Source organism: Streptomyces sp. LaPpAH-108 (assembly GCF_000373625.1).
GTDB lineage: Bacteria > Actinomycetota > Actinomycetes > Streptomycetales > Streptomycetaceae > Streptomyces.
The window spans coordinates 69,638-91,580 of the sequence record NZ_KB891998.1 but is presented as its reverse complement, the minus strand read 5'-3'; the positions used below and the strand labels follow the sequence as shown (position 1 = coordinate 91,580).

Annotated in this window: 21 protein-coding genes, 1 pseudogene and 1 riboswitch; of the genes and pseudogenes, 17 read left to right on the top strand and 5 right to left on the bottom strand. The window is 72.8% G+C overall.

Annotated features, from left to right (window positions below; genetic code table 11):
* Positions 1-34 precede the first annotated feature (34 nt).
* The 8 genes from B079_RS0127060 (at position 35) to B079_RS0127025 (ending at position 8,919) form a co-directional block, all read left to right on the top strand.
* Positions 35-1,477 (top strand): GuaB1 family IMP dehydrogenase-related protein, encoded by a 1,443-nt coding sequence (locus tag B079_RS0127060; RefSeq protein ID WP_018548986.1) that lies wholly within the window; start codon positions 35-37, stop codon positions 1,475-1,477.
* A gap of 73 nt (positions 1,478-1,550) precedes the next feature.
* On the top strand, positions 1,551-2,039 hold the full coding sequence (locus B079_RS0127055; protein ID WP_026249124.1) for a GNAT family N-acetyltransferase: 489 nt from the start codon (positions 1,551-1,553) through the stop codon (positions 2,037-2,039).
* A 124-nt stretch (positions 2,040-2,163) separates the two neighbouring features.
* Entirely contained in the window at positions 2,164-2,616 is a 453-nt protein-coding gene (locus B079_RS0127050) for an Lrp/AsnC family transcriptional regulator (RefSeq protein WP_018548984.1), read from the top strand.
* Positions 2,617-2,769: 153 nt separating this feature from the next.
* Positions 2,770-5,178, top strand: coding sequence for a nitrate- and nitrite sensing domain-containing protein (locus B079_RS0127045; RefSeq protein WP_018548983.1), 2,409 nt, complete (start codon positions 2,770-2,772; stop codon positions 5,176-5,178).
* Positions 5,179-5,215: 37 nt separating this feature from the next.
* Positions 5,216-5,605 carry a roadblock/LC7 domain-containing protein gene (locus B079_RS0127040; protein ID WP_037802201.1) on the top strand — a complete coding sequence of 130 codons (390 nt, stop codon included), beginning with the start codon at positions 5,216-5,218 and terminating at the stop codon, positions 5,603-5,605.
* A gap of 7 nt (positions 5,606-5,612) precedes the next feature.
* Complete coding sequence (locus tag B079_RS36125) at positions 5,613-6,164, top strand: DUF742 domain-containing protein (protein WP_018548981.1); 552 nt, start codon at positions 5,613-5,615, stop codon at positions 6,162-6,164.
* 163 nt (positions 6,165-6,327) lie between these two features.
* Positions 6,328-7,128: a carbon-nitrogen hydrolase family protein gene (locus B079_RS0127030; protein ID WP_018548980.1), complete on the top strand. Its 801-nt coding sequence runs from the start codon at positions 6,328-6,330 to the stop codon at positions 7,126-7,128.
* 78 nt (positions 7,129-7,206) lie between these two features.
* Entirely contained in the window at positions 7,207-8,919 is a 1,713-nt protein-coding gene (locus tag B079_RS0127025) for a flavin monoamine oxidase family protein (RefSeq protein WP_018548979.1), read from the top strand.
* A 47-nt stretch (positions 8,920-8,966) separates the two neighbouring features.
* Here the strand turns inward: B079_RS0127025 and B079_RS0127020 are convergent, their stop codons facing one another.
* The 4 genes from B079_RS0127020 to B079_RS0127005 form a co-directional block, all read right to left on the bottom strand.
* Positions 8,967-9,899 carry a TIGR03619 family F420-dependent LLM class oxidoreductase gene (locus tag B079_RS0127020; RefSeq protein WP_018548978.1) on the bottom strand — a complete coding sequence of 311 codons (933 nt, stop codon included), beginning with the start codon at positions 9,897-9,899 and terminating at the stop codon, positions 8,967-8,969.
* A gap of 95 nt (positions 9,900-9,994) precedes the next feature.
* Positions 9,995-10,681, bottom strand: coding sequence for a DUF5995 family protein (locus tag B079_RS0127015; protein WP_018548977.1), 687 nt, complete (start codon positions 10,679-10,681; stop codon positions 9,995-9,997).
* Positions 10,682-10,767: 86 nt separating this feature from the next.
* Positions 10,768-12,162, bottom strand: coding sequence for a uracil-xanthine permease family protein (locus B079_RS0127010; RefSeq protein ID WP_018548976.1), 1,395 nt, complete (start codon positions 12,160-12,162; stop codon positions 10,768-10,770).
* A gap of 121 nt (positions 12,163-12,283) precedes the next feature.
* Positions 12,284-13,501 (bottom strand): MFS transporter, encoded by a 1,218-nt coding sequence (locus tag B079_RS0127005; RefSeq protein ID WP_018548975.1) that lies wholly within the window; start codon positions 13,499-13,501, stop codon positions 12,284-12,286.
* Positions 13,502-13,620: 119 nt separating this feature from the next.
* Between B079_RS0127005 and B079_RS34725 the strand changes: the two are divergent.
* A pseudogene (locus B079_RS34725) lies at positions 13,621-14,025 on the top strand (winged helix-turn-helix domain-containing protein); the annotation flags it as partial.
* A 297-nt stretch (positions 14,026-14,322) separates the two neighbouring features.
* Positions 14,323-15,483, top strand: coding sequence for an ROK family protein (locus tag B079_RS0127000; protein WP_234016888.1), 1,161 nt, complete (start codon positions 14,323-14,325; stop codon positions 15,481-15,483).
* 220 nt (positions 15,484-15,703) lie between these two features.
* Here the strand turns inward: B079_RS0127000 and B079_RS0126995 are convergent, their stop codons facing one another.
* On the bottom strand, positions 15,704-16,453 hold the full coding sequence (locus tag B079_RS0126995) for an SDR family oxidoreductase (protein WP_018548973.1): 750 nt from the start codon (positions 16,451-16,453) through the stop codon (positions 15,704-15,706).
* A 321-nt stretch (positions 16,454-16,774) separates the two neighbouring features.
* A riboswitch (FMN riboswitch) is annotated at positions 16,775-16,905 on the top strand.
* Between the two features lie 156 nt (positions 16,906-17,061).
* Between B079_RS0126995 and B079_RS0126990 the strand changes: the two genes are divergently transcribed.
* From B079_RS0126990 to B079_RS0126960, 7 genes are all read left to right on the top strand, one after another.
* Complete coding sequence (locus B079_RS0126990; protein WP_018548972.1) at positions 17,062-17,667, top strand: riboflavin synthase; 606 nt, start codon at positions 17,062-17,064, stop codon at positions 17,665-17,667.
* The gene (locus B079_RS0126985) at positions 17,664-18,302 is read left to right on the top strand and encodes a nicotinamide mononucleotide transporter family protein (protein WP_018548971.1); all 639 of its coding nucleotides are present in this window, start codon (positions 17,664-17,666) and stop codon (positions 18,300-18,302) included. The genes B079_RS0126990 and B079_RS0126985 overlap by 4 nt, the downstream gene beginning before the upstream one ends.
* Positions 18,299-19,645 carry a bifunctional 3,4-dihydroxy-2-butanone-4-phosphate synthase/GTP cyclohydrolase II gene (locus B079_RS0126980; protein WP_018548970.1) on the top strand — a complete coding sequence of 449 codons (1,347 nt, stop codon included), beginning with the start codon at positions 18,299-18,301 and terminating at the stop codon, positions 19,643-19,645. Before B079_RS0126985 ends, B079_RS0126980 begins: the two co-directional genes overlap by 4 nt.
* A 40-nt stretch (positions 19,646-19,685) precedes the next feature.
* Positions 19,686-20,171, top strand: coding sequence for a 6,7-dimethyl-8-ribityllumazine synthase (gene ribH, locus B079_RS0126975; protein ID WP_018548969.1), 486 nt, complete (start codon positions 19,686-19,688; stop codon positions 20,169-20,171).
* Between the two features lie 33 nt (positions 20,172-20,204).
* A complete protein-coding gene (locus B079_RS0126970; protein ID WP_026249121.1) occupies positions 20,205-20,477 on the top strand; it encodes a phosphoribosyl-ATP diphosphatase in 273 nt (90 codons plus the stop codon).
* A gap of 75 nt (positions 20,478-20,552) precedes the next feature.
* On the top strand, positions 20,553-21,410 hold the full coding sequence (gene hisG, locus B079_RS0126965; RefSeq protein ID WP_018548967.1) for an ATP phosphoribosyltransferase: 858 nt from the start codon (positions 20,553-20,555) through the stop codon (positions 21,408-21,410).
* 14 nt (positions 21,411-21,424) lie between these two features.
* Positions 21,425-21,883, top strand: a complete 459-nt coding sequence (locus B079_RS0126960) for a PH domain-containing protein (RefSeq protein WP_018548966.1) — start codon at positions 21,425-21,427, stop codon at positions 21,881-21,883.
* Positions 21,884-21,943 lie beyond the last annotated feature (60 nt).

Here is a 21,943-nt window from a genome sequence, read left to right as displayed (position 1 = left end):
GGGGTCACCTCTGATCGACTGGGATGTGCGGCACGTGCGTTTCCTCAATGACAACCAGCCCGCGTACGACCTCACGTACGACGACGTGTTCATGGTTCCGAGCCGCTCCGCGGTGGGCTCGCGGCAGGGAGTGGACCTCGGCTCGCCGGACGGAACCGGTACGACGATTCCGCTGGTCGTCGCCAACATGACCGCCATCGCAGGCCGCCGCATGGCCGAGACGGTCGCCCGGCGCGGTGGCCTGGTCGTCATTCCGCAGGACATCCCGATCGACGTGGTCACCGACGTCGTCTCCTGGGTCAAGAGCCGCCATCTGGTGCTGGACACCCCGATCGTGCTCTCCCCGCAGCAGACCGTCGCCGACGCGCTGGCCCTGCTCTCCAAGCGCGCGCACAACGCCGGTGTCGTCGTGGACGGCGACCACCGGCCCGTCGGTGTCGTCACCGACGAGGACCTGACCGGTGTCGACCGGTTCACCCAGCTCGAAGTGGTCATGTCCAAGGACCTGTTGCTGCTGGACGCGGACATCGACCCGCGCGAGGCGTTCAACACCCTGGACGGCGCGAACCGGCGCTACGCCCCGGCCGTCGACAGCGAGGGCAGGCTCGCGGGCATCCTCACCCGCAAGGGCGCGCTGCGCGCCACGCTGTACACCCCGGCGGTCGACGCCGACGGCAAGCTGCGCATCGCTGCCGCCGTCGGCATCAACGGCGACGTGGCGGGCAAGGCCAAGCAGCTGCTCGACGCGGGCGTGGACACGCTCGTCATCGACACCGCGCACGGCCACCAGGAGTCGATGATCACCGCGGTGCGCACGGTGCGCGGGCTCGACCCGGACGTGCCGATCGTCGCGGGCAACATCGTCTCCGCCGAGGGCGTGCGGGACCTCATCGAGGCGGGCGCGGACATCGTCAAGGTCGGGGTCGGACCCGGCGCCATGTGCACCACCCGCATGATGACCGGCGTCGGCCGCCCGCAGTTCTCCGCCGTCCTCGAATGCGCCGCCGAGGCGCGGAAGTTCGGCAAGCACGTGTGGGCCGACGGCGGTGTCCGCCACCCGCGCGACGTGGCGATGGCCCTCGCGGCCGGTGCCTCCAACGTGATGGTCGGCTCCTGGTTCGCGGGTACCTACGAGTCCCCGGGCGACCTCCAGCAGGACGTGAACGGGCGCCTGTACAAGGAGTCCTTCGGCATGGCCTCCGCGCGCGCCGTGCGCAACCGGACCTCGGAGGAGTCGGCGTACGACCGCGCCCGCAAGGCGCTGTTCGAGGAGGGCATCTCCACCTCCCGCATGTATCTCGACCCGGCCCGTCCGGGCGTCGAGGACCTGATCGACTCGATCATCGCGGGCGTCCGCTCCTCCTGCACCTACGCCGGTGCCGCCTCCCTGGAGGAGTTCGCCGAGAAGGCCATCGTCGGCATCCAGAGCGCGGCGGGCTACGCCGAGGGCCAGCCCCTGCACGCCAGCTGGAACTGACGCGAGTCCCGTGCGGGCGGCCCCGGTGGAAAATCAGGGGCCGTCCGCCCGCCTTCGCTCCTACGCTCGGCTCATGGACATCGCCGTGTGCCGTGCCGCCGACGTACCCCTTCTCGACCGCGCCCTCCCCGGCCCTGGACGCACCTCCTTCCATGCCCGGCGCTTCGCGCGCCAGCGGGCCGGGGAGTGCACCTATCTCGTGGCCTGGCGGGACGGGCGGCCGGTCGGCTCCGCCGAGATGCGCTGGATCGGCTGCACCGCGCCCGAGGTCACCGTCGGCTGCCCGGAGATCGGCGGGGTGGCCGTCCGGCCCGAGGAGAGGTCGCGGGGGATCGGGAGCGGCCTGATCCGGGCCTGTGAGGGGCTGGCGCGGGAGCGGGGGATCGCGGTCGTCGGGATCGGGGTCGCCAAGGACAATCCACGGGCCGCCGCGCTGTACGCCCGGCTCGGGTACCGGCCGCTGGTGGAGTACGCGGACCGGTACGCGTACGTCGGGGAGGACGGGCGTACCCAGGAGTGTGTGGACATGTGCACGTTCCTCACCCGGCGGGTCGGCGGCTGACGCCTGGCCCGGGCGGTCGTGTTCTACTTCGTAGGACGGCCCGCGCCGTCCCCGTGACGTGGCCTTCACCGAAGTCACGGGCGGGGCGCAGAAGTGATCGACACGAAGAAGTGAACCACCCCCTGTGCTGAACGATCTCGACGAACGCATCGTGCACGCCCTCGCCGAGGACGCCCGCCGCTCCTACGCGGACATCGGGCAGTCGGTCGGTCTGTCCGCACCCGCCGTCAAGCGGCGGGTGGACCGGCTGCGGGCCACCGGAGCCATCACCGGGTTCACCGTGCGGGTGGACCCGGCGGCGCTCGGCTGGGAGACCGAGGGGTACATCGAGATCTACTGCCGCAGCAACACCTCCCCGGAGACGATCCAACGGGGTCTGGAGCGCTACCAGGAGGTCGTGGCCGCGTCGACCGTCACCGGGGACGCCGACGCCATCGCCCAGGTCTTCGCCTCCGACATGCGGCACTTCGAGCGGGTCCTGGAGCGGATCGCGGGGGAGCCGTTCGTGGAGCGGACCAAGTCGGTGCTGGTGCTCTCGCCGCTGCTGCGCAGGTTCTCCTCGGGGGCACCGGCCTGACGGGGGAGGGCCGGCCCGCCAGGGGAGCACCGGTCCGACGGGCTCCTGACAGGTGTTACCTGAGGTAACCGTTGCGGTCCGCTGGGTGATCGCGTAGGTTGTCCCGCGCTTTGTACCGAGTGGTAACCCCATAGGTGACCAAGCAGGTGACGCATGCGCCGGTTCCGCCGTCCCACCACCGTCCGCGCGCGGATCGTGGCGCTCGCCCTGGCCCCGGCCGTCGCGCTGATGGCGCTGTGGGGCTTCGCCATGGTGTCCGTCACCGGCGAGTTACGGGCCCTGATCCGCCTCCAGGGCGTGTACGTGGACTACGGCAGTCCCGTGGACACCGCCATCGGGCAGATCCAGATCGAGCGCCGGATGTCCGCCGCCTACCTCGGCACCCCGCGCGAGCGGGCCGACCCCGGTGACCTGCTCGCCCAGCAGCGCCGTACCGACCGCGCCGTGGCCGACATGCACCACGCCCTCGCGAGCGGCGACCTCGGCCGGCTCACGGCCCGCCAGCGCAAGACCCTGGACACCATGACCGCCGCGACCGGCAAGCTGGACGGACTGCGCCAGAAGGTCCTGGAACGCCGTCTGACCTGGGACCGCGCGGTCACCGCGTACAGCGCGCTCGTCGAGCCCGGCTTCGCCGTCGAGTCCGCGCTCACCGCCCTCCAGGCCGGACAGCTCGCGCGCGAGTCGCAGACGGTCATCGAACTCGTCCGGGTGCGGGAGTTCGTCTCCCGCGAGGACGCCCTGGTCGCCGGGGCCCGCGCGGAGGGCGGACTGACCGAGCGGCAGTACGACACCCTCACCGCGACCATCGAGGACCGGCGCGTCTTCGAGCGGACCTATGTGCCCGACCTGCCCGCCCCGGCCAGGGCCCGCTTCGAGCGGTTCCAGCGGGGCGAGCTGCACCGCTCACTGGAGCGCGGCGAGGACGCGCTGCTGCGGGCCGGACCCGCCGGTTCCGGCGCCGCCGTCGCGGCGGACACCTGGCGGTCGGTCACCGACCGGGCCGTGATCCGCTACCGCGAGCTGTGCGTCGCCGCCGCCAAGGACTCCGCCGCGCGCGGCCGGACCTTCGCCTACGGCGAGCTGACCAAGGCGGCCGTGGTCGGCGTGGCCGGACTGGCCGCCGTCGGGCTCTCCCTGTGGCTGGCCGTACGCGGCGCCCGGCGCGTCTCGTACCGTCTGGAGCGGCTGCGGGACGCCGCCGATGTGCTGAGCACTCGTCAACTTCCCGATGTCATGCGGCGCTTGAGCGCCGGTGAACAGGTCGACGCGGTCGCCGAGGCGCCCCCGCTCGCCGCCGACGACGTCCGCGACGACGAGATCGGCCAGGTCGGCCGGTCCTTCAACGCCGCCCGGCTCGCCGCCGTGGAGGCCGCCGTCACCCAAGCCACCCTGCGGCGCGGCCTGTTCGCGGTGCTGCTCAACATCGCCCGCCGCAACCAGGCGCTCGTGCACCGGCAGTTGAAGCTCGTCGACACCCTGGAGCGCAGCACCGAGGACCCCGAACTGCTGCGCCAACTCTTCCTCATCGACCATCTCACCACCCGGATGCGGCGGCACGCCGAGAGCCTGATCATCCTCTCCGGCGCGACCCCGGGCCGCCGTTGGCGCGGCCCCGTGCCCCTCGCGGACGTGGTCGCCTCGGCGGTGAGCGAGATCGAGGCGTACGAGCGGGTGGTGGTGCCGCCCCTGCCGGACCTCGGGATCGCGGCGGACGCCGTGGCCGACGTGGTCCACCTCGTCGCCGAACTCCTGGAGAACGCCACGGCGTTCTCGCCCCCGCACACCGAGGTCACCCTCCGCACCGGACCCGTGGGCGACGGCTTCGCCCTGGAGATCGACGACCGGGGCCTCGGTCTCGACGCCGTCCACCGCGAGGAGGCCCACCGCACCCTCACCGCCCCGGACGCCTTCGACCCCACCCGCCACGACCGCCTGGGCCTCTACGTGGTCGGCCGCCTCGCCGCCCGCCACGGCATCGAGGTGCGCCTCGCGGACTCCCCCTACGGGGGTACGACGGCGGTGGTGGTGCTGCCCGCGGCCGTGCTCGCGGAGGTGGAGCTGGTGGGTACGGCGGGGACGGGGGCACGAGCGGTACAGGAAGCCGGTGGGCGGCGCGCGGACGGGCCCGGGGCGAGAGGCGGTGGCGGTGACATGGGCGGAGGCCCGGACGGCGGCCGGGGCGACTCCGGCGGCGGGAGCGGGACGCCCCCGCCACCGACCGGACCTCAGGCGTCACCCCCGCGCCCGCCCGCCGCGCGCCGTACCCCGCCCACCGCGCCGGGCCGTACCGGCGCCCCCGCGCTTCCCACCCGGGTCCGCCAGGCGTCCCTCGCCCGCGAGCTGCGCGACGAGCCGCCGCCGGAGCCACCGGACACCGCCGCCGACCCCGAGGAGATGCGCGCGATCTTCGGCGCCTTCCAGCGCGGCCGTGACCTGGGCCGTCAGGGCTCAAAGACCCCCGCCGAGCCCGGGGCACCGGCCCCCGGCCCGCGCCCCGTACCCCGCGACCGCACGAGCACCCACGCCGACGAAGGGATGGACACCGACGATGTACGGTGACGACCGCAACGCCCAGAGCCCGGTGGTCCCCGAGGGCATGCCCGGCACGGACCTCGGCTGGCTGCTCGACGACCTCGTGGCCCGCACCGACCATGTGCGCCAGGCGGTGCTGCTCACCGCCGACGGACTGGCGCTGAGCTGCTCGGAGGGGATGCGGCGGCGCGACATCGAGCACCTGGCCGCCGTCTGCTCCGGCTTACACGGGCTGGCCCGCTCGGCGGGGGAGCGGTTCGGCACCGGGCGGATACGGCAGACCATGGTCATGCTGGAGGACGCCTACCTCTTCATCACCCCGGCCGGTCACGGCAGCCGCCTCGCCGTCCTCAGCGAGGCCCGCAGCGACGTCGGACAGCTCGGCCACGAGATGGCCCTGCTGGTGCGCCGGCTCGGCCGCCACCTGGACGCCGCGACCCGCTCGGCCTCCTGACCCGGCGGTGAACAACGGGGACCGGCGCGACGAGCGCTGGGACGGGCACGGGGAAGGGCACCTGTACGACCCGTACGAGGGCTACGGGTACCGGCGGTACGGGCACGCGGAGCACGTGGACGACGACCACGGGCCCGACGAGCCGGTGTACGACGACCGGGCGCACGAGGAGGACGGCTCCGACGAGCGCTGGTACGAGGACGAGACCGGCGCGATGGTGCGCCCGTACACCGTGACCCGGGGCCGCACCCGGCCATCGGGGCGGCACGCCGTCGACCTGATGTCCCGGGTCACCGCGCTGGCCCCGGACACGGCACCGCTGCCCGGGGTCGAGCACGCGGGGGCGGCCCTCCTCGAGCTGATCCGGCGCGGGCCGCGCCCGCTGGTCGAGCTGGCCGTCGACGCCGACCTGCCGCTGACCGTCGTCCGGGTCCTGCTCGGCGACCTCGCCGAGGCGGGCCTGATCCGCATCGACGCGCCCCGCCGTCTGCCGGTCACCGGCCCGGCCGCCGACCCCGAGCTGCTGCGGGAGATCGTGCACCGGCTGCGGCAGATCTGAGGCATCGGAGCCGGGCCGCGCAACGAATCGCCGTCCGCGCGCCCGCGCACGCAACGAACCGCGCACCGGCGCGCAACGGCTGCTTCTTGTGAGGCCGAGCGCGCCGACCGTACCGTCTATCTGACTTCCATCCCCCCTTTTTCACCTCAGGTGAGGACCACCCATGCGCACCGCCCTGCTCCAGAGCTCCGGCCGCCCCGGCTCCGTCGCCGAGAACCTCAAGGTCCTCGACGAGGCGGCGGGCCGTGCCGCGGCGGCGGGGGTCGGGCTGCTGGCCGCGCCGGAGATGTTCCTCACCGGGTACGCGATCGGCGACGACATCGCCCGCCTCGCGGAACCCGCCGACGGCGCCTCGGCGCGGGCGGTCGCGGAGATCGCCGCCCACCACGGCGTGGCCGTCGCCTACGGCTACCCCGAGCGCGACGGCGAGATGGTCTACAACTCCGCCCAGCTCGTCTCCGCCGACGGCCGCTCGCTCGCCAACTACCGCAAGACCCATCTCTTCGGCTGCTTCGAGCGCGACCACTTCACCCCGGGCGAGCAGGCGGTCGTCCAGGCCGAGCTGAACGGCCTCACCGTCGGTCTGATGATCTGCTACGACGTGGAGTTCCCGGAGAACACCCGCGCCCACGCGCTGGCCGGGACCGACCTCCTCGTGGTGCCGACCGCCCAGATGCACCCGTACCAGTTCGTGCCCGAGTCGATGATCCCGGTGCGCGCCTTCGAGAGCCAGATGTACGTGGCGTACGTCAACCGGGTCGGCACGGAAGGGGAGTTCGAGTTCGTCGGGCTGTCCACGCTGGCCGGTCCCGACGGTGTCGCCCGGACGCGGGCCGGGCGCGGCGCCGACCAGCTGGTGTTCGCCGACGCCGACCCCGTCTTCCTGGCCGCCTCCCGCGAGGCGAACCCGTACCTCGTGGACCGGCGCCCTGGTCTGTACGGGCCGCTGGTCGACCAGTCCTGAACAACCGGCCCTGGAACGGCCCGAGTTCACCCCGTTCTTCCGCGTAACCAGTTCTTCCGTGCAAGGAGTCCGTACCCCATGACGTCCACGGTGCCCAACGCCGTCGAGCACGCCGGTGAGCAGCAGCCGCCGATCACCATGTTCGGCCCGGACTTCCCCTACGCCTACGACGACTTCCTCGCCCACCCGGCGGGACTCGGCCAGATCCCGGCCACCGAGCACGGCACCGAGGTCGCCGTCATCGGCGGCGGCCTGTCCGGCGTCATCGCCGCGTACGAGCTGATGAAGATGGGCCTCAAGCCCGTCGTCTACGAGGCCGACCAGCTCGGCGGCCGACTGCGCACGGTCGGCTTCGAGGGCTGCGACGCGTCGCTGACCGCCGAGATGGGCGCGATGCGCTTCCCGCCGTCCTCCACCGCCCTCCAGCACTACATCGACCTGGTCGGCCTGGAGACCAGGCCCTTCCCCAACCCGCTCGCCGAGGCGACGCCTTCGACCGTCGTCGACCTCAAGGGCGAGTCGCACTACGCCGAGACCGCCGCCGACCTGCCCCAGGTCTACCGCGACGTCGCCGAGGCGTGGAACAAGTGCCTCGAAGAGGGCGCCGACTTCTCCGACATGAACCGCGCCCTGCGCGAGCGGGACGTGCCGCGCATCCGCGAGATCTGGTCCCGGCTGGTCGAGAAGCTCGACAACCAGACCTTCTACGGCTTCCTGTGCGAGTCCGAGGCGTTCAAGTCCTTCCGGCACCGTGAGATCTTCGGCCAGGTCGGCTTCGGCACCGGCGGCTGGGACACCGACTTCCCCAACTCCATCCTGGAGATCCTGCGCGTCGTCTACACCGAGGCCGACGACCACCACCGGGGCATCGTCGGCGGCTCCCAGCAGCTGCCGCTGCGCCTGTGGGAGCGCGAGCCGGAGAAGATCGTCCACTGGCCCTACGGCACCTCGCTGGCGTCCCTGCACGTCGGCGGCGAGCCCCGCCCGGCCGTGACCCGGCTGCACCGCACCTCGGGCAACCGGATCACTGTCACCGACGCGAACGGCGACATCCGCACCTACCAGGCGGCGGTCTTCACCGCCCAGTCCTGGATGCTGCTGTCCAAGATCGCCTGCGACGACTCGCTCTTCCCGATCGACCACTGGACCGCGATCGAGCGCACCCACTACATGGAGTCCAGCAAGCTCTTCGTGCCGGTGGACCGGCCGTTCTGGCTGGACAAGGCCGTCGACGACGAGGGGAACCCGACCGGCCGGGACGTCATGTCGATGACGCTCACCGACCGCATGACGCGCGGCACCTATCTGCTGGACGACGGCCCCGACAAGCCCGCCGTCATCTGCCTCTCCTACACCTGGTGCGACGACAGCCTGAAGTGGCTGCCGCTGTCCGCCAACGAGCGGATGGAGGTCATGCTGAAGTCGCTCGGCGAGATCTACCCGAAGGTCGACATCAGGAAGCACATCATCGGCAACCCGGTGACCGTCTCCTGGGAGAACGAGCCCTACTTCATGGGCGCGTTCAAGGCCAACCTGCCCGGGCACTACCGCTACCAGCGCCGCCTGTTCACCCACTTCATGCAGGACCGGCTGCCCGAGGACAAGCGCGGCATCTTCCTCGCCGGGGACGACATCTCCTGGACCGCCGGGTGGGCCGAGGGCGCCGTCCAGACCGCGCTGAACGCGGTCTGGGGCGTCATGCACCACTTCGGTGGCGAGACCGACCGGACCAACCCGGGCCCCGGCGACCTCTACGACGAGATCGCGCCCGTCGAGCTGCCCGAGGACTGAGCGGGAGCCCAGGCGGGCGGCCCTGGGGTGGCCAGGGCGGGCGGGGCTCAGATCCCGGCCGCCCGGGCCTTCTCGTACAGCTGGACCGCCAGGTCCGTCAGCTCCGCCGCGTCCCGGGCGTCGCTCTGGAGGTCGAGCAGGATCTCGGCGTCCGGGACGATGCCGACGTGGGCGGCGACATCGGTCACGATCTGGTCGGTGTCCCCCTCGAACAGCGGGCGGTCCGCGCCCGGGTACGGCTTGTGGGCCACCCGTGCGTTCACCCTGATCACCGTGCGGACCGGCTCCGTGCGGCCCCGCTCCTCGGCCAGCTCGCTCAGGTCGCGCCACTGGGCGGCCAGTTGCTCCGGACCGTAGGCGCCCGGCAGCCAGCCGTCGGCCTGGTCCACCAGCCGCCGCATCGCCCGCCGGTTGCTCGCCGCCAGCAGGACCGGGACCGGCCGCACCGGCTTCGGGCCGACGATCGCGGAGGCGATGTCCGTGATCTTGCCGTGGTGCACGACCGGATCGGGGCCCCACACCGCCCGGCACACCGCGATCACCTCGTCCAGCACGGCGCCGCGCTCCTCGAAGGGCCGCACACCGGAAGCCGCGTACTCGTCCAGGGACCAGCCCGTGCCGAAGCCCGCGACGACCCGGCCGCCGCTCACCACGTCCAGGGTGGCCAGGGACTTGGCGAGCTGGAACGGCAGGTGCAGCGGGGCGACCAGCACACTGGAGCCCAGCTCGGCCCGCGTGGTCGCGGTGGCGGCCAGGGTCAGGGTGATCAGCGGGTCCGCCACGCCCCGGTACCCCTCCGGCCAGGGCAGGCCCGGTATGCCGTACAACCCCTGGGTGGCGGGGTCCGGGACCAGGGCCCTTTCGAACACCCACAGGCTGTCGTAGCCCGTCTCCTCGGCGGTGCGGGCCACCCGGGGCACATCTCTGGCGAGGTCGTACTGGCGCATCTGGGGAAGGGCGAGGCCGAGCCTGGTCGTCATACCGGTGCTCCTTCGCGTCGGGTCTGCTCCCTCAACGCGCGGCCCTCGCCCGGCTGTTCCGTAAGTCACCCGAAGGGGTGAGTTCCAGCCGGGGCTCAGTCCCGGAGCGGCGTCAGCAGCATCCGCCCCGCGAAGCCGACCGCCGCGTCCAGGCGGGAGGTGAACTCCTCGGCCACCTCACCGCACCGGCGCAGCGCCCACAGCACGCGGGCCGCCGACCAGGTGGCGTCCCGGGCGCGCTCCAGGCTCCAGGAACCCAGCAGATGCGTGAGCGGGTCCGCGATCTGGAGGAGGTCGGGGCCCGGCATCAGGTCCTCGCGGATGCGCTCCTCCAGCGCGGTCAGCAGCTCGCCCACCCGGTCGAACTCGTCCTCCAGATCGGCCGGTTCACAGTCGAGCGCGTGACAGGCGTCCACCACCGCGAGCGCCAGGTCGTGCCCGATGTGGGCGTTGATGCCCGCCAGCGCGAACTGCAGCGGCCGTACGCCGGGATGGCGGCGCAGCTGGAACAGCGGGCGCCAGCAGGCGGGCGGCCTGCGGTCCGCCTCGGCCGCGTCCACCGCCGTCAGATACCGCTCCGCGAACCGCACGTCCAGTGTGGCCGCCGCCCGCCGGTCCGGGAACTCCCCGGCGCCCAGACGCCGGTCCACCTCCTCGGTGACGGCGAGATAGACCCGGTTGAAGACGGCGACACCGTCCCGCGCGGGCAGCCGTGCCGCGAGGGCGCGCATCCGGGACAGGACGGTGTCGACGGTGGAGACGGGGTATCGCGGCTGCGCCATGGAGGAAGGGTGGCAGCACCGGCCCGGACGGGGTGCCGTACGGACCGGTGCTTCGCCGGAACGGGCGAACGGCGCGCGCCGCAGCGTCAGGACGTGCCGGGCTCCGGCGTCTCGTCGTCGTACGACGACGTGCCCTCGTCAAGCAGCGGCTCCTGCACCTTGAGGTGCGCCGGGGCGAAGGCGCGCAGCGCGTGGTAGCCGGTGATGACGACCAGGGTGCCCAGCGCGATACCGCTCAGCGAGAAGGTGTCGGAGAACTTCATGGTGACGTTGCCGACGCCGATGATGATGCCCGCGGCGGCGGGGACCAGGTTCAGCGGGTTGCGCAGGTCCACCTTGCCGTGCAGCCAGATCTGCGCGCCGAGCAGGCCGATCATGCCGTACAGGATGACGGTGATGCCGCCGAGCACACCGCCCGGGATCGCGGCCACGACCGCACCGAACTTCGGGCACACACCGAAGAGCAGCGCGAAGCAGGCGGCGGCCCAGTAGGCGGCGGTGGAGTAGACGCGGGTCGCGGCCATCACGCCGATGTTCTCGGAGTAGGTGGTGTTCGGCGGGCCGCCCACGGCGGTGGAGAGCACCGAGGCGACGCCGTCGGCCGAGATCGCGGTGCCCAGCTTGTCGTCCAGGGACTTGCCGGTCATCTCGCCGACAGCCTTGACGTGACCCGCGTTCTCGGCGACCAGGGCGATCACGACCGGCAGCGCGACCAGGATCGCGGACCACTGGAAGCTCGGGCCGTGGAAGTGGGGGAGTCCGACCCAGTCGGCCTTGGCGACACCGGAGAGGTCCAGGCGCCAGTGGTCGGTGATCTTGCCGCTCGCGTCCGCCGAGTGGATCTTGCCGAAGACCAGGTCGAAGACCCAGGAGATCAGGTAGCCGAAGATCAGGCCGAGGAAGATCGCGATGCGCGACCAGAAACCGCGCAGACAGACGACCGCCAGACCGGTGAACAGCATGACGAGCAGCGCCGTCCACTGGTCCTGCGGCCAGTAGGTGGTCGCGGTGACCGGGGCCAGGTTGAAGCCGATCAGCATGACCACGGCACCGGTGACGATCGGCGGCATCGCGGCGTGGATGATCCGCGCGCCGAACTTCTGCACCGCGAGACCCACCAGGAACAGCACCACGCCGACGACCAGGATCGCGCCGGTCACGGTCGCGCTGGTGCCGCCGTCCGCCCGGATCACGGCGGCCACGCCCACGAACGACAGGGAGCAGCCCAGATAGCTCGGCACCCGCCCGCGCGTGGCGAGCAGGAAGATCACCGTCGCCACACCCGACATCATGATCGCCAGGTTGGGGTCGAGGCCCATGAGCACGGGGGCGACGAAGGAGGCTCCGAACATCGCCACGACGTGCTGGGCGCCGAGGCCCACCGTGCGGGGCCAGCTGAGCCGTTCGTCGGGGCGCACCACCGCTCCGGGTGCGGGTGACTTGCCGTCCCCGTGCAGCTTCCAGCGCACGCCGAGGTCCATGGTGGGGTTTCGCTTTCTCTGTACTGATGAGGGTCTGCACCATTGTCGGGGGTCAGGGACGGTGCCCCTGCCCTTCCGACCAGGGGAGTTCCCCGAAGTGGTGGCCGGCCCGGTCAGTACGTCAGGCCGGTGGGCCCGGAACCGCCGCCGTCTGCCGCGCGGCCTCGGTCGTGCCGCCGCGCTCGGCGGTGCGCAACACGCCCGCGAACAGGGCGAGTCCGAGGGCCAGGACGGTCACCACGGCGAACGACACGGTCAGGCTGGTCGCCTGGGCCACCCCGCCGATCAGACTCGGCGCGATCAGTCCCGAGGTGTAGGTGATGGTGGCGACACCCGCGATGGCCTGGCTCGGGTTCGGGCCCGCGTGTCCGGCCGCCGCGAAGCACAGCGGGACGACCACCGCGATGCCGAGACCCATCAGCGCGAAGCCGGTCATCGCCACCACGGGCCGGTCCGCGACGACCACCAGCAGCCCGCCGAGCCCCGCGAGGACCCCGCCCGCCCGTACGGTGCGCACCGGGCCGAAGCGGTTGACCACCGCGTCCCCGGCGATCCGCGCCACCGCCATGGTCAGCATGAACCCGGTCGTCGTGGCCGCCGCGAGCCCGGGCGAGCCGCCGAGCCGGTCCCGCAGGAACACCGCCGACCAGTCCAGGTTCGCCCCCTCGGCGAACACCGCGCAGAAGCCGACCGCGCCGATCAGCAGGGCCGAGCGGGGCGGCAGCGCGAACCTCGGCGGCGCCTCCTCCTCTTCCGTGGGCCGCAGATCCAGCACCCAGGTGCAGGCCACCAGGCCGAGCACGGTCAGGACGGCGGCGGCCAGTACGTGGTGCAGCCGGGCGTCCGAGCCGAGGTGCGCGGCGAGGGTTCCGGCCGCCGAGCCGATCAGCGCGCCCGCGCTCCACATGCCGTGCAGACCGGACATGATCGACCGTCCGAGCCGCTGCTCCACCTCCACGCCGAGGGCGTTCATCACCACGTCGGCCATGCCGGAGGCGGCGCCGTAGGCGAACATCGCCAGGCACAGGGTGAGCAGGTTCGGGGCCAGCGAGGGCAGCACCAGGGAGAGCGTCCACAGGGCGAGCAGTCCGCGCAGTGCCGTACGGGTGCCGAAGCGGTGCGCGATCCGGCCCGCCAGCGGCATCGCGCAGGAGGCGCCGAGCGCGGTGAAGGCGAGCGAGAAGCCGAGCTGCCCCGCGCTCAGGTCCGCGTGCTCCTGGATCCAGGGCACGCGGGTGGCGAACGAGCCGGTCACCGCGCCGTGCACGGCGAACACGGCCGCGACGGCGAAGCGGGCACGCCTCAGCGTCGCGGCCGGGAACTCCTTCTCGTCGCCCATGTCAGGTCCCCTCCCCAGGAGTCGCCAGCAGTACGCCGCGAAAACTATCAGGGAGCCTGCCTGATAGATAGTGGAAGAACGGACACGTGTCGTCTCGCCCCTCTGGGAGGATTCCGGTCATGCCCGCATCACCGAGCACCGCCCGGCTCATCAACGACCGGCTCGCCCTTCGCCTCCTCCAGCAGGAGGGCTCCCTCACCGCGGGCCGCCTCAAGCAGCTGACCGGCCTGTCCCGCCCGACGGTCGCCGACCTCCTCGAACGCCTCGCCGCCTCCGGCCTCATCACGGTCGTCGGCGAGTCCGGCGCCCAACGCCGGGGCCCCAACGCCCGGTTGTACGGCATCGTCGCCGACCGCGCCCATCTGGCCGCGCTGGACGTGCGCACGGGAGGTGTCCTGGTGCTGGTCTCCGACCTGGTCGGGCGGGTCCTTGCCGAGGTCTCCGTGCCGATCGACGCGGAGGCGGGGACCGGGGCGGCCGTGGAGCGCGCGGTGGGGGCGGTGGAGCGGGCAGCGCGGCTTGCCTCCGGCGGTTCGGGGAAGGGGCGGGGTGCCTCTGGTGGGGTGCGGGAGGGCGGCCGGGGTTCATCCGGCGGGACGGCGGGGAGCGAGCGCGCCTGGAGCCCCTCCGGCGAGGCGCTGGGCGGCGAAGGTGCCCGGGCTCTCTCCGGCGGTTCGGGGGAGGCGGAGCGAGGCCCTGCTGCGGGTGGGGCAGCGGACGAGGGGGGTCCGGATTCCACCGGCGAGGTGTCGTCGAGGGAGGGGGGCCGGGACTTCTCCGGCGGGGCGTCGAGGAGTCAAGTCGGTCCGGCCTGGGGGCGGTTGCACACCGTCGGGATCGGGGCGCCGGGGCTCGTGGACCCCGCCACCGGCGAGCTGCGCGACTCCAGCGGGCTGCCCGCGTGGCACCGGAGCCTGGTCGCCGCCCTCCAGGAGCGGTTGCCCGGGGCGCGGGTGACCGTCGAGAACGAGACCAACCTGGCCGCCGTGGCCGAGCAGCGCGAGGGCGTTGCCCGCGACCGGGACACCTTCGTCCTGCTCTGGCTCGGGCACGGGGTCGGCGCCGCCGTCGTCCTGGACGGCACCCTGCGCCGGGGCGCCTCCGGGGGTACGGGCGAGATCGGGTTCCTGCCGGTGCCGGGCACGGGCGGGCTGCCCTCCGCGACCGACTGCGAGGGCGGCTTCCACGCCCTGGTGGGCGCGGCGGCGATCGGCGCCCTGGCGGCGCGGTCGGGGCTGCCGGTGCCGGGGGTCATGGACGGGCCGGGGGCGGCGCGGGTGGTGGGGGAGGCGGTGGGGGCGCTGGCGGCGCTGGACGCGGTAGTGGCGGAATCGGGCGCGGCGGCGGGGCGGGACGGGGCTGCGGATGCCGGAGGCGCGGGGGGTTCCCCGGATGCGCTTGCTGGGGCGGCCGGGCCCGCCGTAGCCGGTTCCCGTACCTCGGCAGACGGTTCCGGCATCCCCGAGGTCGGCTCCCGCACCCCGGCCGTTGGTTCCGGCACCCCCGTAGCCGGTTCCCGCACCCCGGCGGACGGCTGTGGCACCCCCGAGGTCGGCTCCCGCACCTCCGCAGTGGGCTCCGGTATCCCCGCAGCCGGTTCCCGCGCCCCGGCGGACGGCTGCGGCACCCCCGCAGTCGGCTCCCGCACCCCGGCGGAGGGCTCCCGCACTCCCGCCGTCGACCCCCGAAACGCCGCCCGCTTCCTGGACGCCCTCGCCGATCGCGTCGCCATAGGGGCCGCCTCCGTGGCCGCCCTGCTCGACCCCGGCTGTGTCGTCCTCGGGGGTGAGGTCGGGCAGGCCGGGGGAGTGGAGCTGGCCGGGCGGGTGGCGGAGCGGTTGCGGAGGATGTCGCCGCTGGTCACCGAGGTGCGGGCGAGTGAACTCGGGGGCGGGGCCGTCCTGCGCGGAGCCCTGCTGACCGCCCGCGACCGGGCGCAGGACGAGCTGTTCACCCCGCCGGGCCACCGGGACACGCCCTAGCGTCCGGCCTTCGCGCCAGCTCCCGGCCCGTATCCCCGGCCGTACCCCGGCCTCCGCCCTGGCTCCCGCCGTACCGTCGCCCGCTCCCGGCCTCCGCCCTGGCTCCCGGCCTCCGCGCCCGCCCTCGGCCGTACCCCCGGCCGCTCCGGGCCTCCGTGCCAGCTCCCGGCCGTACCCCCGCTCCGGCCTCTGCCCTGGCTCCCGCCCGTACCCCCGCCCGCTACCGGCCCCCAGGCCCTCCCGCCGCCAGGTACTCCTCGAACGTCACCTTCCCCACCGCCTCCTCCGGCGCCAGATGCCCGCCCCCGCGGAACGCCCGGTAGGTCCGCCCCGCCAGCGGGACCTCCGCCAGGAGGCGACGGCGTCCGGTGGCGTGGAGGTAGGCGTGGGCCAGCGAGCGCAGGGAACGTACCTCCGGGCCGCCCATGTCCGGCACCCGGCCCGCCGGTGCGGTGAGGGCCAACTCGGCCAGGTGGGAGGCCACTTCGGTCACCTCCACCGGCTGGTCGGAGAGTCCGGCGGGCAGCAGGGAGAGCGGAGGCGCGGTGAGGGCGCGGAGTGCCGTGGCCACCAGGTCGTGGAACTGGGTCGTCCGCAGCACGGTCCAGCCGAGGCCCGACTCCTCGATCCGGCGTTCCACCGCGAGCTTGGTGCGGTAGTAGCCGAGCGGCACCCGGTCCACGCCGACGATCGAGATGTAGACGAGGTGTGCCGTACCGGCGCGGCGCGCGGCGGCGATCAGCCGGTCCGCCGCCTGTTCGTCCCCGCCCCGAGGGCTGCTCGCGCAGTGCACCACGGTGTCCACGCCGGTGAGCGCCGCGTCCAGTGCGGGGCCGCCCGCGCGCAGATCGACGGCGTACGGCTCGGCGTGCCTGCTGAGCACCCGTACCGCGTGGCCGCCCTCCCGCAGCCGCCCCACGACGTGCCGCCCGAGCGTGCCGGTTCCGCCGGTCACCAGAATCGTGCTCATCCGTCCTCCACTTGTCCTGCGGGGCGGGTCACCCCTCAAGAGTGGGACGGACGGGCCCGCACGGATGTGACATGGAGGTCGTGGTGACCCGGCGGCGGGCAAGGGCCGTCGTCACCGCCGCCGGGTCCGTCCGCACCATAAGAGGACTAGACCACTACGGTCAATAGGTCCGGACCATGCTCAACACAGCTGTAAGGAAAGGGTGTTGAGCGGCGCCATGGGTGAGGCCATGGCGCTGGACGATCACCCTTGTGAGACAGCCCACACCACTCGCCCGCATGGGTGACAGCCAGGCATGGCACACTTGCCATGTACCAGAAGCAGCGCACTCCGGGGTCGGTGAAATTCCGAACCGGCGGTTACAGTCCGCGACCCGGTCGCTTCCAGCGGCCGGTTGACCAGGTGAAATTCCTGGACCGACGGTTAAAGTCCGGATGGGAGGCAGTGCGCGGCGGGCGGGCATCACCGATGCGCGCCGCCGTTTGAAGGACCCGTCCGTCCGCGGACGCGTCCCCTCGGCGTCGCACCCGGTAGCGCCTCGTCCGTTTCTGCCGTCGTCATCGACGCGCCCCGGAGTCCGTGCCCCACGAGGCAGGAGGACCCGGGAAGTGTTCACCGGAATCGTCGAAGAGCTGGGTGAAGTCACCGCCGTCGAGAATCTCGACGACGCCTCCCGTTTCCGGCTCCGCGGCCCCGTCGTCACCGAAGGCGCGCGGCACGGCGACTCCATCGCCGTGAACGGGGTCTGTCTCACCGTCGTGGACCACGAGGGCGACGAATTCACCGCCGACGTCATGGCCGAGACGCTGAAGCGCTCCAGCCTGGGCGCGCTCGCGGTCGGCTCCCGCGTCAACCTGGAGCGCCCCACCGCGGTCGGCCACCGCCTCGGCGGCCACATCGTGCAGGGACACGTCGACGGCACCGGCGAGGTGCTGGCCCGTACCCCCTCCGAGCACTGGGAGATCGTGAAGATCTCGCTGCCCGCCGACCTCTCCCGCTACGTCGTGGAGAAGGGCTCCATCACGGTGGACGGCATCAGCCTCACCGTCGTCGAGGCGGGCGCCGACTTCTTCACCGTCAGCCTCATCCCGACCACCCTCGCCCTGACCACGCTCGGCCACAAGCAGCCCGGCGACCCGGTCAACCTCGAGGTCGACGTCATCGCCAAGTACGTGGAGCGGCTGCTCGCGGCCGGGCAGGGGGACGCGCGGTGAACTCACTCGACTCCGAGGCGTTCACGCTGCTGGGCCAGCACATCCTCTGGTCCGACATGCTGGGCAACGTCTTCGGCCTCGCGGCCCTCGCCCTCGGCTGGCGCCGCTCCCTGTGGACCTGGCCGGTCCAGTTCGTCTCCGGCCTGATCCTCTTCGCCGCCTTCTACGGCCACCTCACCGGCAGCGCGGGCAAGCAGGCGGTCGTCATGGCCGTCGCCCTCTACGGCTTCTGGCAGTGGCGGCGCGGCAAGAACACCGCGAGCGGGCAGATCAGCCCCCGCTTCGCCACCTGGCGCGAGCGGGCCGCGATGCTCGGCGCCGCCGCGCTCGGCACGGTCGCCGTCGCCCTGCTCTTCACCGCCTACCCGTCCCTGTCCTGGGATCCCTGGCCGGACGCCTACATCTTCGTCGGCACCATCGTCGCCATGTACGCCCAGGCCAAGGGCATGACCGAGTTCTGGATCGCCTGGCTCCTGGTCGACCTGGTCGGCGTCCCCCTCAACTTCGCCAACGGCTACGCCTTCTCCGGCTTCGTCTACGTCATCTACGGCGCACTCGTCCTGTGGGGCATGCGCGACTGGTGGCTGCGCTCCCGCAAGGCGGCGCGGCCCGTCCTGGAAGGAGCGCCGGCATGACCACGGCACTGCCCCTGCACGACACCCACCCCACCGACGCCTTCGAGGACTTCACGCTCGACCCCGTAGAGCGCGCCGTCGCCGACATCGCGGCCGGGCGCCCGATCGTCGTCGTCGACGACGAGGACCGGGAGAACGAGGGCGACCTCGTCATCGCCGCCGAGAAGATCACCCCCGAGATCGTCGCCTTCATGATGAGCGAGTGCCGGGGCCTGATCTGCGCGCCCATGGAGGGCGCCGAACTCGACCGGCTCCGGCTGCCGCAGATGGTCGAGGACAACACCGAGGCCCTGCGCACCGCCTTCACCGTCTCCGTGGACGCCTCCGCCGCGCACGGCGTGACCACCGGCATCTCCGCCGCCGACCGCGCCACCACCCTCCAGCTCCTGGCGAGCGGCACGGCCGAGCCCGCCGACCTGGTGCGCCCCGGCCACATCTTCCCGCTGCGCGCCCGCGAGGGCGGTGTCCTGGTCCGCGACGGCCACACCGAGGCCGCCGTCGACCTCGCCCGCCTCGCCGGACTGCGCCCGGCCGGTGCCATCGTGGAGATCGCGGGCGAGGACGGCCGGATGCTGCGGCTGCCCGAGCTGATCCCCTTCGCCCGCAAGCACGGCCTGACGATCATCTCCATCGCGGACCTGATCGCGTACCGCCGCGCCCAGGAGAACCCGGCCGCCGTACCCGCGCAGCACGCGACCGGCACGGCCGCCGCCGAGCCCGCCGTCCGCCGCGAGGCCGAGACCCGGCTGCCCACCCGCCACGGCGCCTTCACCGCCTACGGCTACCGGGCCGCCGACGGCGTCGAGCACGTCGCCCTCGTCCACGGCGAACTCGGCGACGGCGAGGACGTCTTGGTCCGCGTCCACTCCGAATGCCTCACCGGGGACGTCTTCGGCTCCCTGCGCTGCGACTGCGGCCCCCAGCTCGACGCCGCCCTGGAGCGCATCCAGGCCGAGGGCCGGGGCGCCGTCGTCTATCTGCGCGGCCACGAGGGACGCGGCATCGGCCTGCTGTCCAAGCTGCGCGCCTACGAACTCCAGGAGCGCGGACGCGACACCCTGGACGCCAACCTCGAACTCGGCCTGCCCGCCGACGCCCGCGACTACGGCGCGGGTGCCCGCATCCTCGCCGACCTCGGCGTGCGCAGCGTCCGCCTGATGACCAACAACCCCGACAAGACCGAGGCGTTGGAACGCCACGGTCTCAAGGTCACCGACCGCGAGGCGATGCCCGTCCGCGCCGGTGAGCACAACCTCCGGTATCTGCGCACCAAGCGCGACCGGATGGGCCACGACCTGCCCTGGCTGGACACCCCCGCCGTGTCCACCTGCGGCGACCAGTAAGACACCGCACGACCAGCACGACACAGCACTGAGGAGAGACGTGAGCGGCAAGGGTGCACCGGAGCTGTCCGTACGCAATGTGAGCGACCTCCGGGTCGCCGTCATCGCGGCGCAGTGGCACGACAAGGTGATGGACGGCCTGCTGAACGGCGCCACGCGCGCCCTGCACGAGCTGGGGATCGACGAGCCGACGGTCCTCCGCGTCCCCGGCAGCTTCGAGCTGCCCGTGGCCGCCAAGGTCCTCGCGGGCCGCGGCTACGACGCGATCGTCGCCCTCGGCGTCGTCATCCGGGGCGGCACCCCGCACTTCGACTATGTGTGCCAGGGCGTCGCCCAGGGCCTCACCCAGGTCTCGGTGGAGACCGGCGTCCCCGTCGGCTTCGGCGTGCTGACCTGCGACAACGAGGAGCAGGCCCTGGACCGGGCCGGTATCGAGGGCTCCAGCGAGGACAAGGGCCACGAGGCGGTCACCGCCGCCGTCGCGACCGCGGCCACGCTGCGCTCGGTGTCCGAACCCTGGCACTGAGGCATCCCCGGAGCGCGTAGGGTGGAGACCACCATGTCCAAGAAGACGTTCGAGGAGCTGTTCACCGAGCTCCAGCACAAGGCAGCCACCGGCGACCCCGCCACCTCCCGCACCGCCGAACTGGTCGGCAAGGGCGTCCATGCCATCGGCAAGAAGGTCGTCGAAGAGGCCGCCGAGGTCTGGATGGCCGCCGAGTACGAGGGCAAGGAGGCGGCGGCCGAGGAGATCTCCCAGCTGCTGTACCACGTCCAGGTGATGATGGTCGCCCGCGGCATCTCGCTGGACGACGTCTACGCCCACCTCTGAACCACCCTCCGCGTTCCCGCCGTTCCCCTCGTTCCACCGCACCACCCCACGTCACACGAAGGAAGCCGAAACCTCATGCTGCGCATCGCTCTCCCCAACAAGGGTTCCCTGTCCGGACCTGCGGGGGAGATGCTGCATGAGGCCGGCTACCGGCAGCGCCGCGAGTCCAAGGAACTGCGCGTCGTCGACCCGGTGAACGAGGTCGAGTTCTTCTACCTCCGCCCCCGCGACATCGCGCTCTACGTCTCCTCCGGCCGCCTCGACATCGGCATCACCGGACGCGACCTGCTGATCGACTCCGGCGCCGGTGCCGAGGAGATCCTGCCGCTCGGCTTCGCCCGCTCCACCTTCCGCTTCGCCGCCAAGCCCGGCACCGCCGACAGCGTCGAGGACCTGAAGGGCCGTACCGTCGCCACCTCCTACGAGGGCATCGTCGCGGGCCACCTCGCCGAGCGCGGTGTGGACGCCTCCGTCGTCCACCTCGACGGCGCCGTGGAGACCGCCATCGAGCTGGGCGTCGCCGAGGTCATCGCGGACGTCGTGGAGACCGGCACCTCGCTGCGCAACGCGGGTCTTGAGGTCTTCGGCGACCCGATCATGACCTCCGAGGCCATCGTGATCCGCCGCACCGGCGCGGCCACCGACGAGGCCGCGGAGCCCAAGGTCCAGCAGTTCCTGCGCCGCCTCCAGGGCGTCCTGGTCGCCCGCACGTACGTGATGATGGACTACGACTGCCGCGTCGAGCAGCTGGAGAAGGCCGTCGCGCTCACGCCGGGCCTCGAGTCCCCGACGGTCTCCCCGCTGCACAACGAGGGCTGGGTCGCCGTGCGCGCCATGGTCCCCACCAAGGACGCCCAGCGCATCATGGACGACCTCTACGAGATCGGCGCCCGCGCCATCCTCACCACCGCCATCCACGCCTGCCGCCTGTGAGGGACACGCCCCGGATGTCCGAGACCCCGCCCGCCCTCCCGGTCACCTTCCGGCCGGGCCGCACCCGGGCCATCCTGCTCACCGCCGGAATCGCGATCTTCGTGGTCATCTCCGGGATCGGCCTGCTCCTGGAGAAGGTCGGCCCGGGGGAACGGCTCACCTTCGTCCTCACCGGCGCGCTCACCTTCTGGGTGCTGGCACAGCTGGCCCGGGTGAAGGTCGTCGCCGACGAGTCCGGTGTGACCGTCGTCAACATCGCGAGCAGCCGCAAGCTGGACTGGGCGGAGATCGTCCAGGTCAACCTGCGCCAGGGCGACCCCTGGGTGTTCCTGAACCTCACCGACGGCACCAGCCTGCCCGCGCTCGGCATCCAGCCCGGCGTCGCCAAGCAGCGGGCCATCGCCGACGCGCGGGCGCTGCGCACTCTGGTGGAGCAGCGCGCGCCGCGCGATCCGGAGCCCTCTCAGGGCTGAGCCCCGACAGTGGTCCGGCCCGAGGTCAGGGCCGGGTCGGGGTCCGCTCGGGGACGGTTC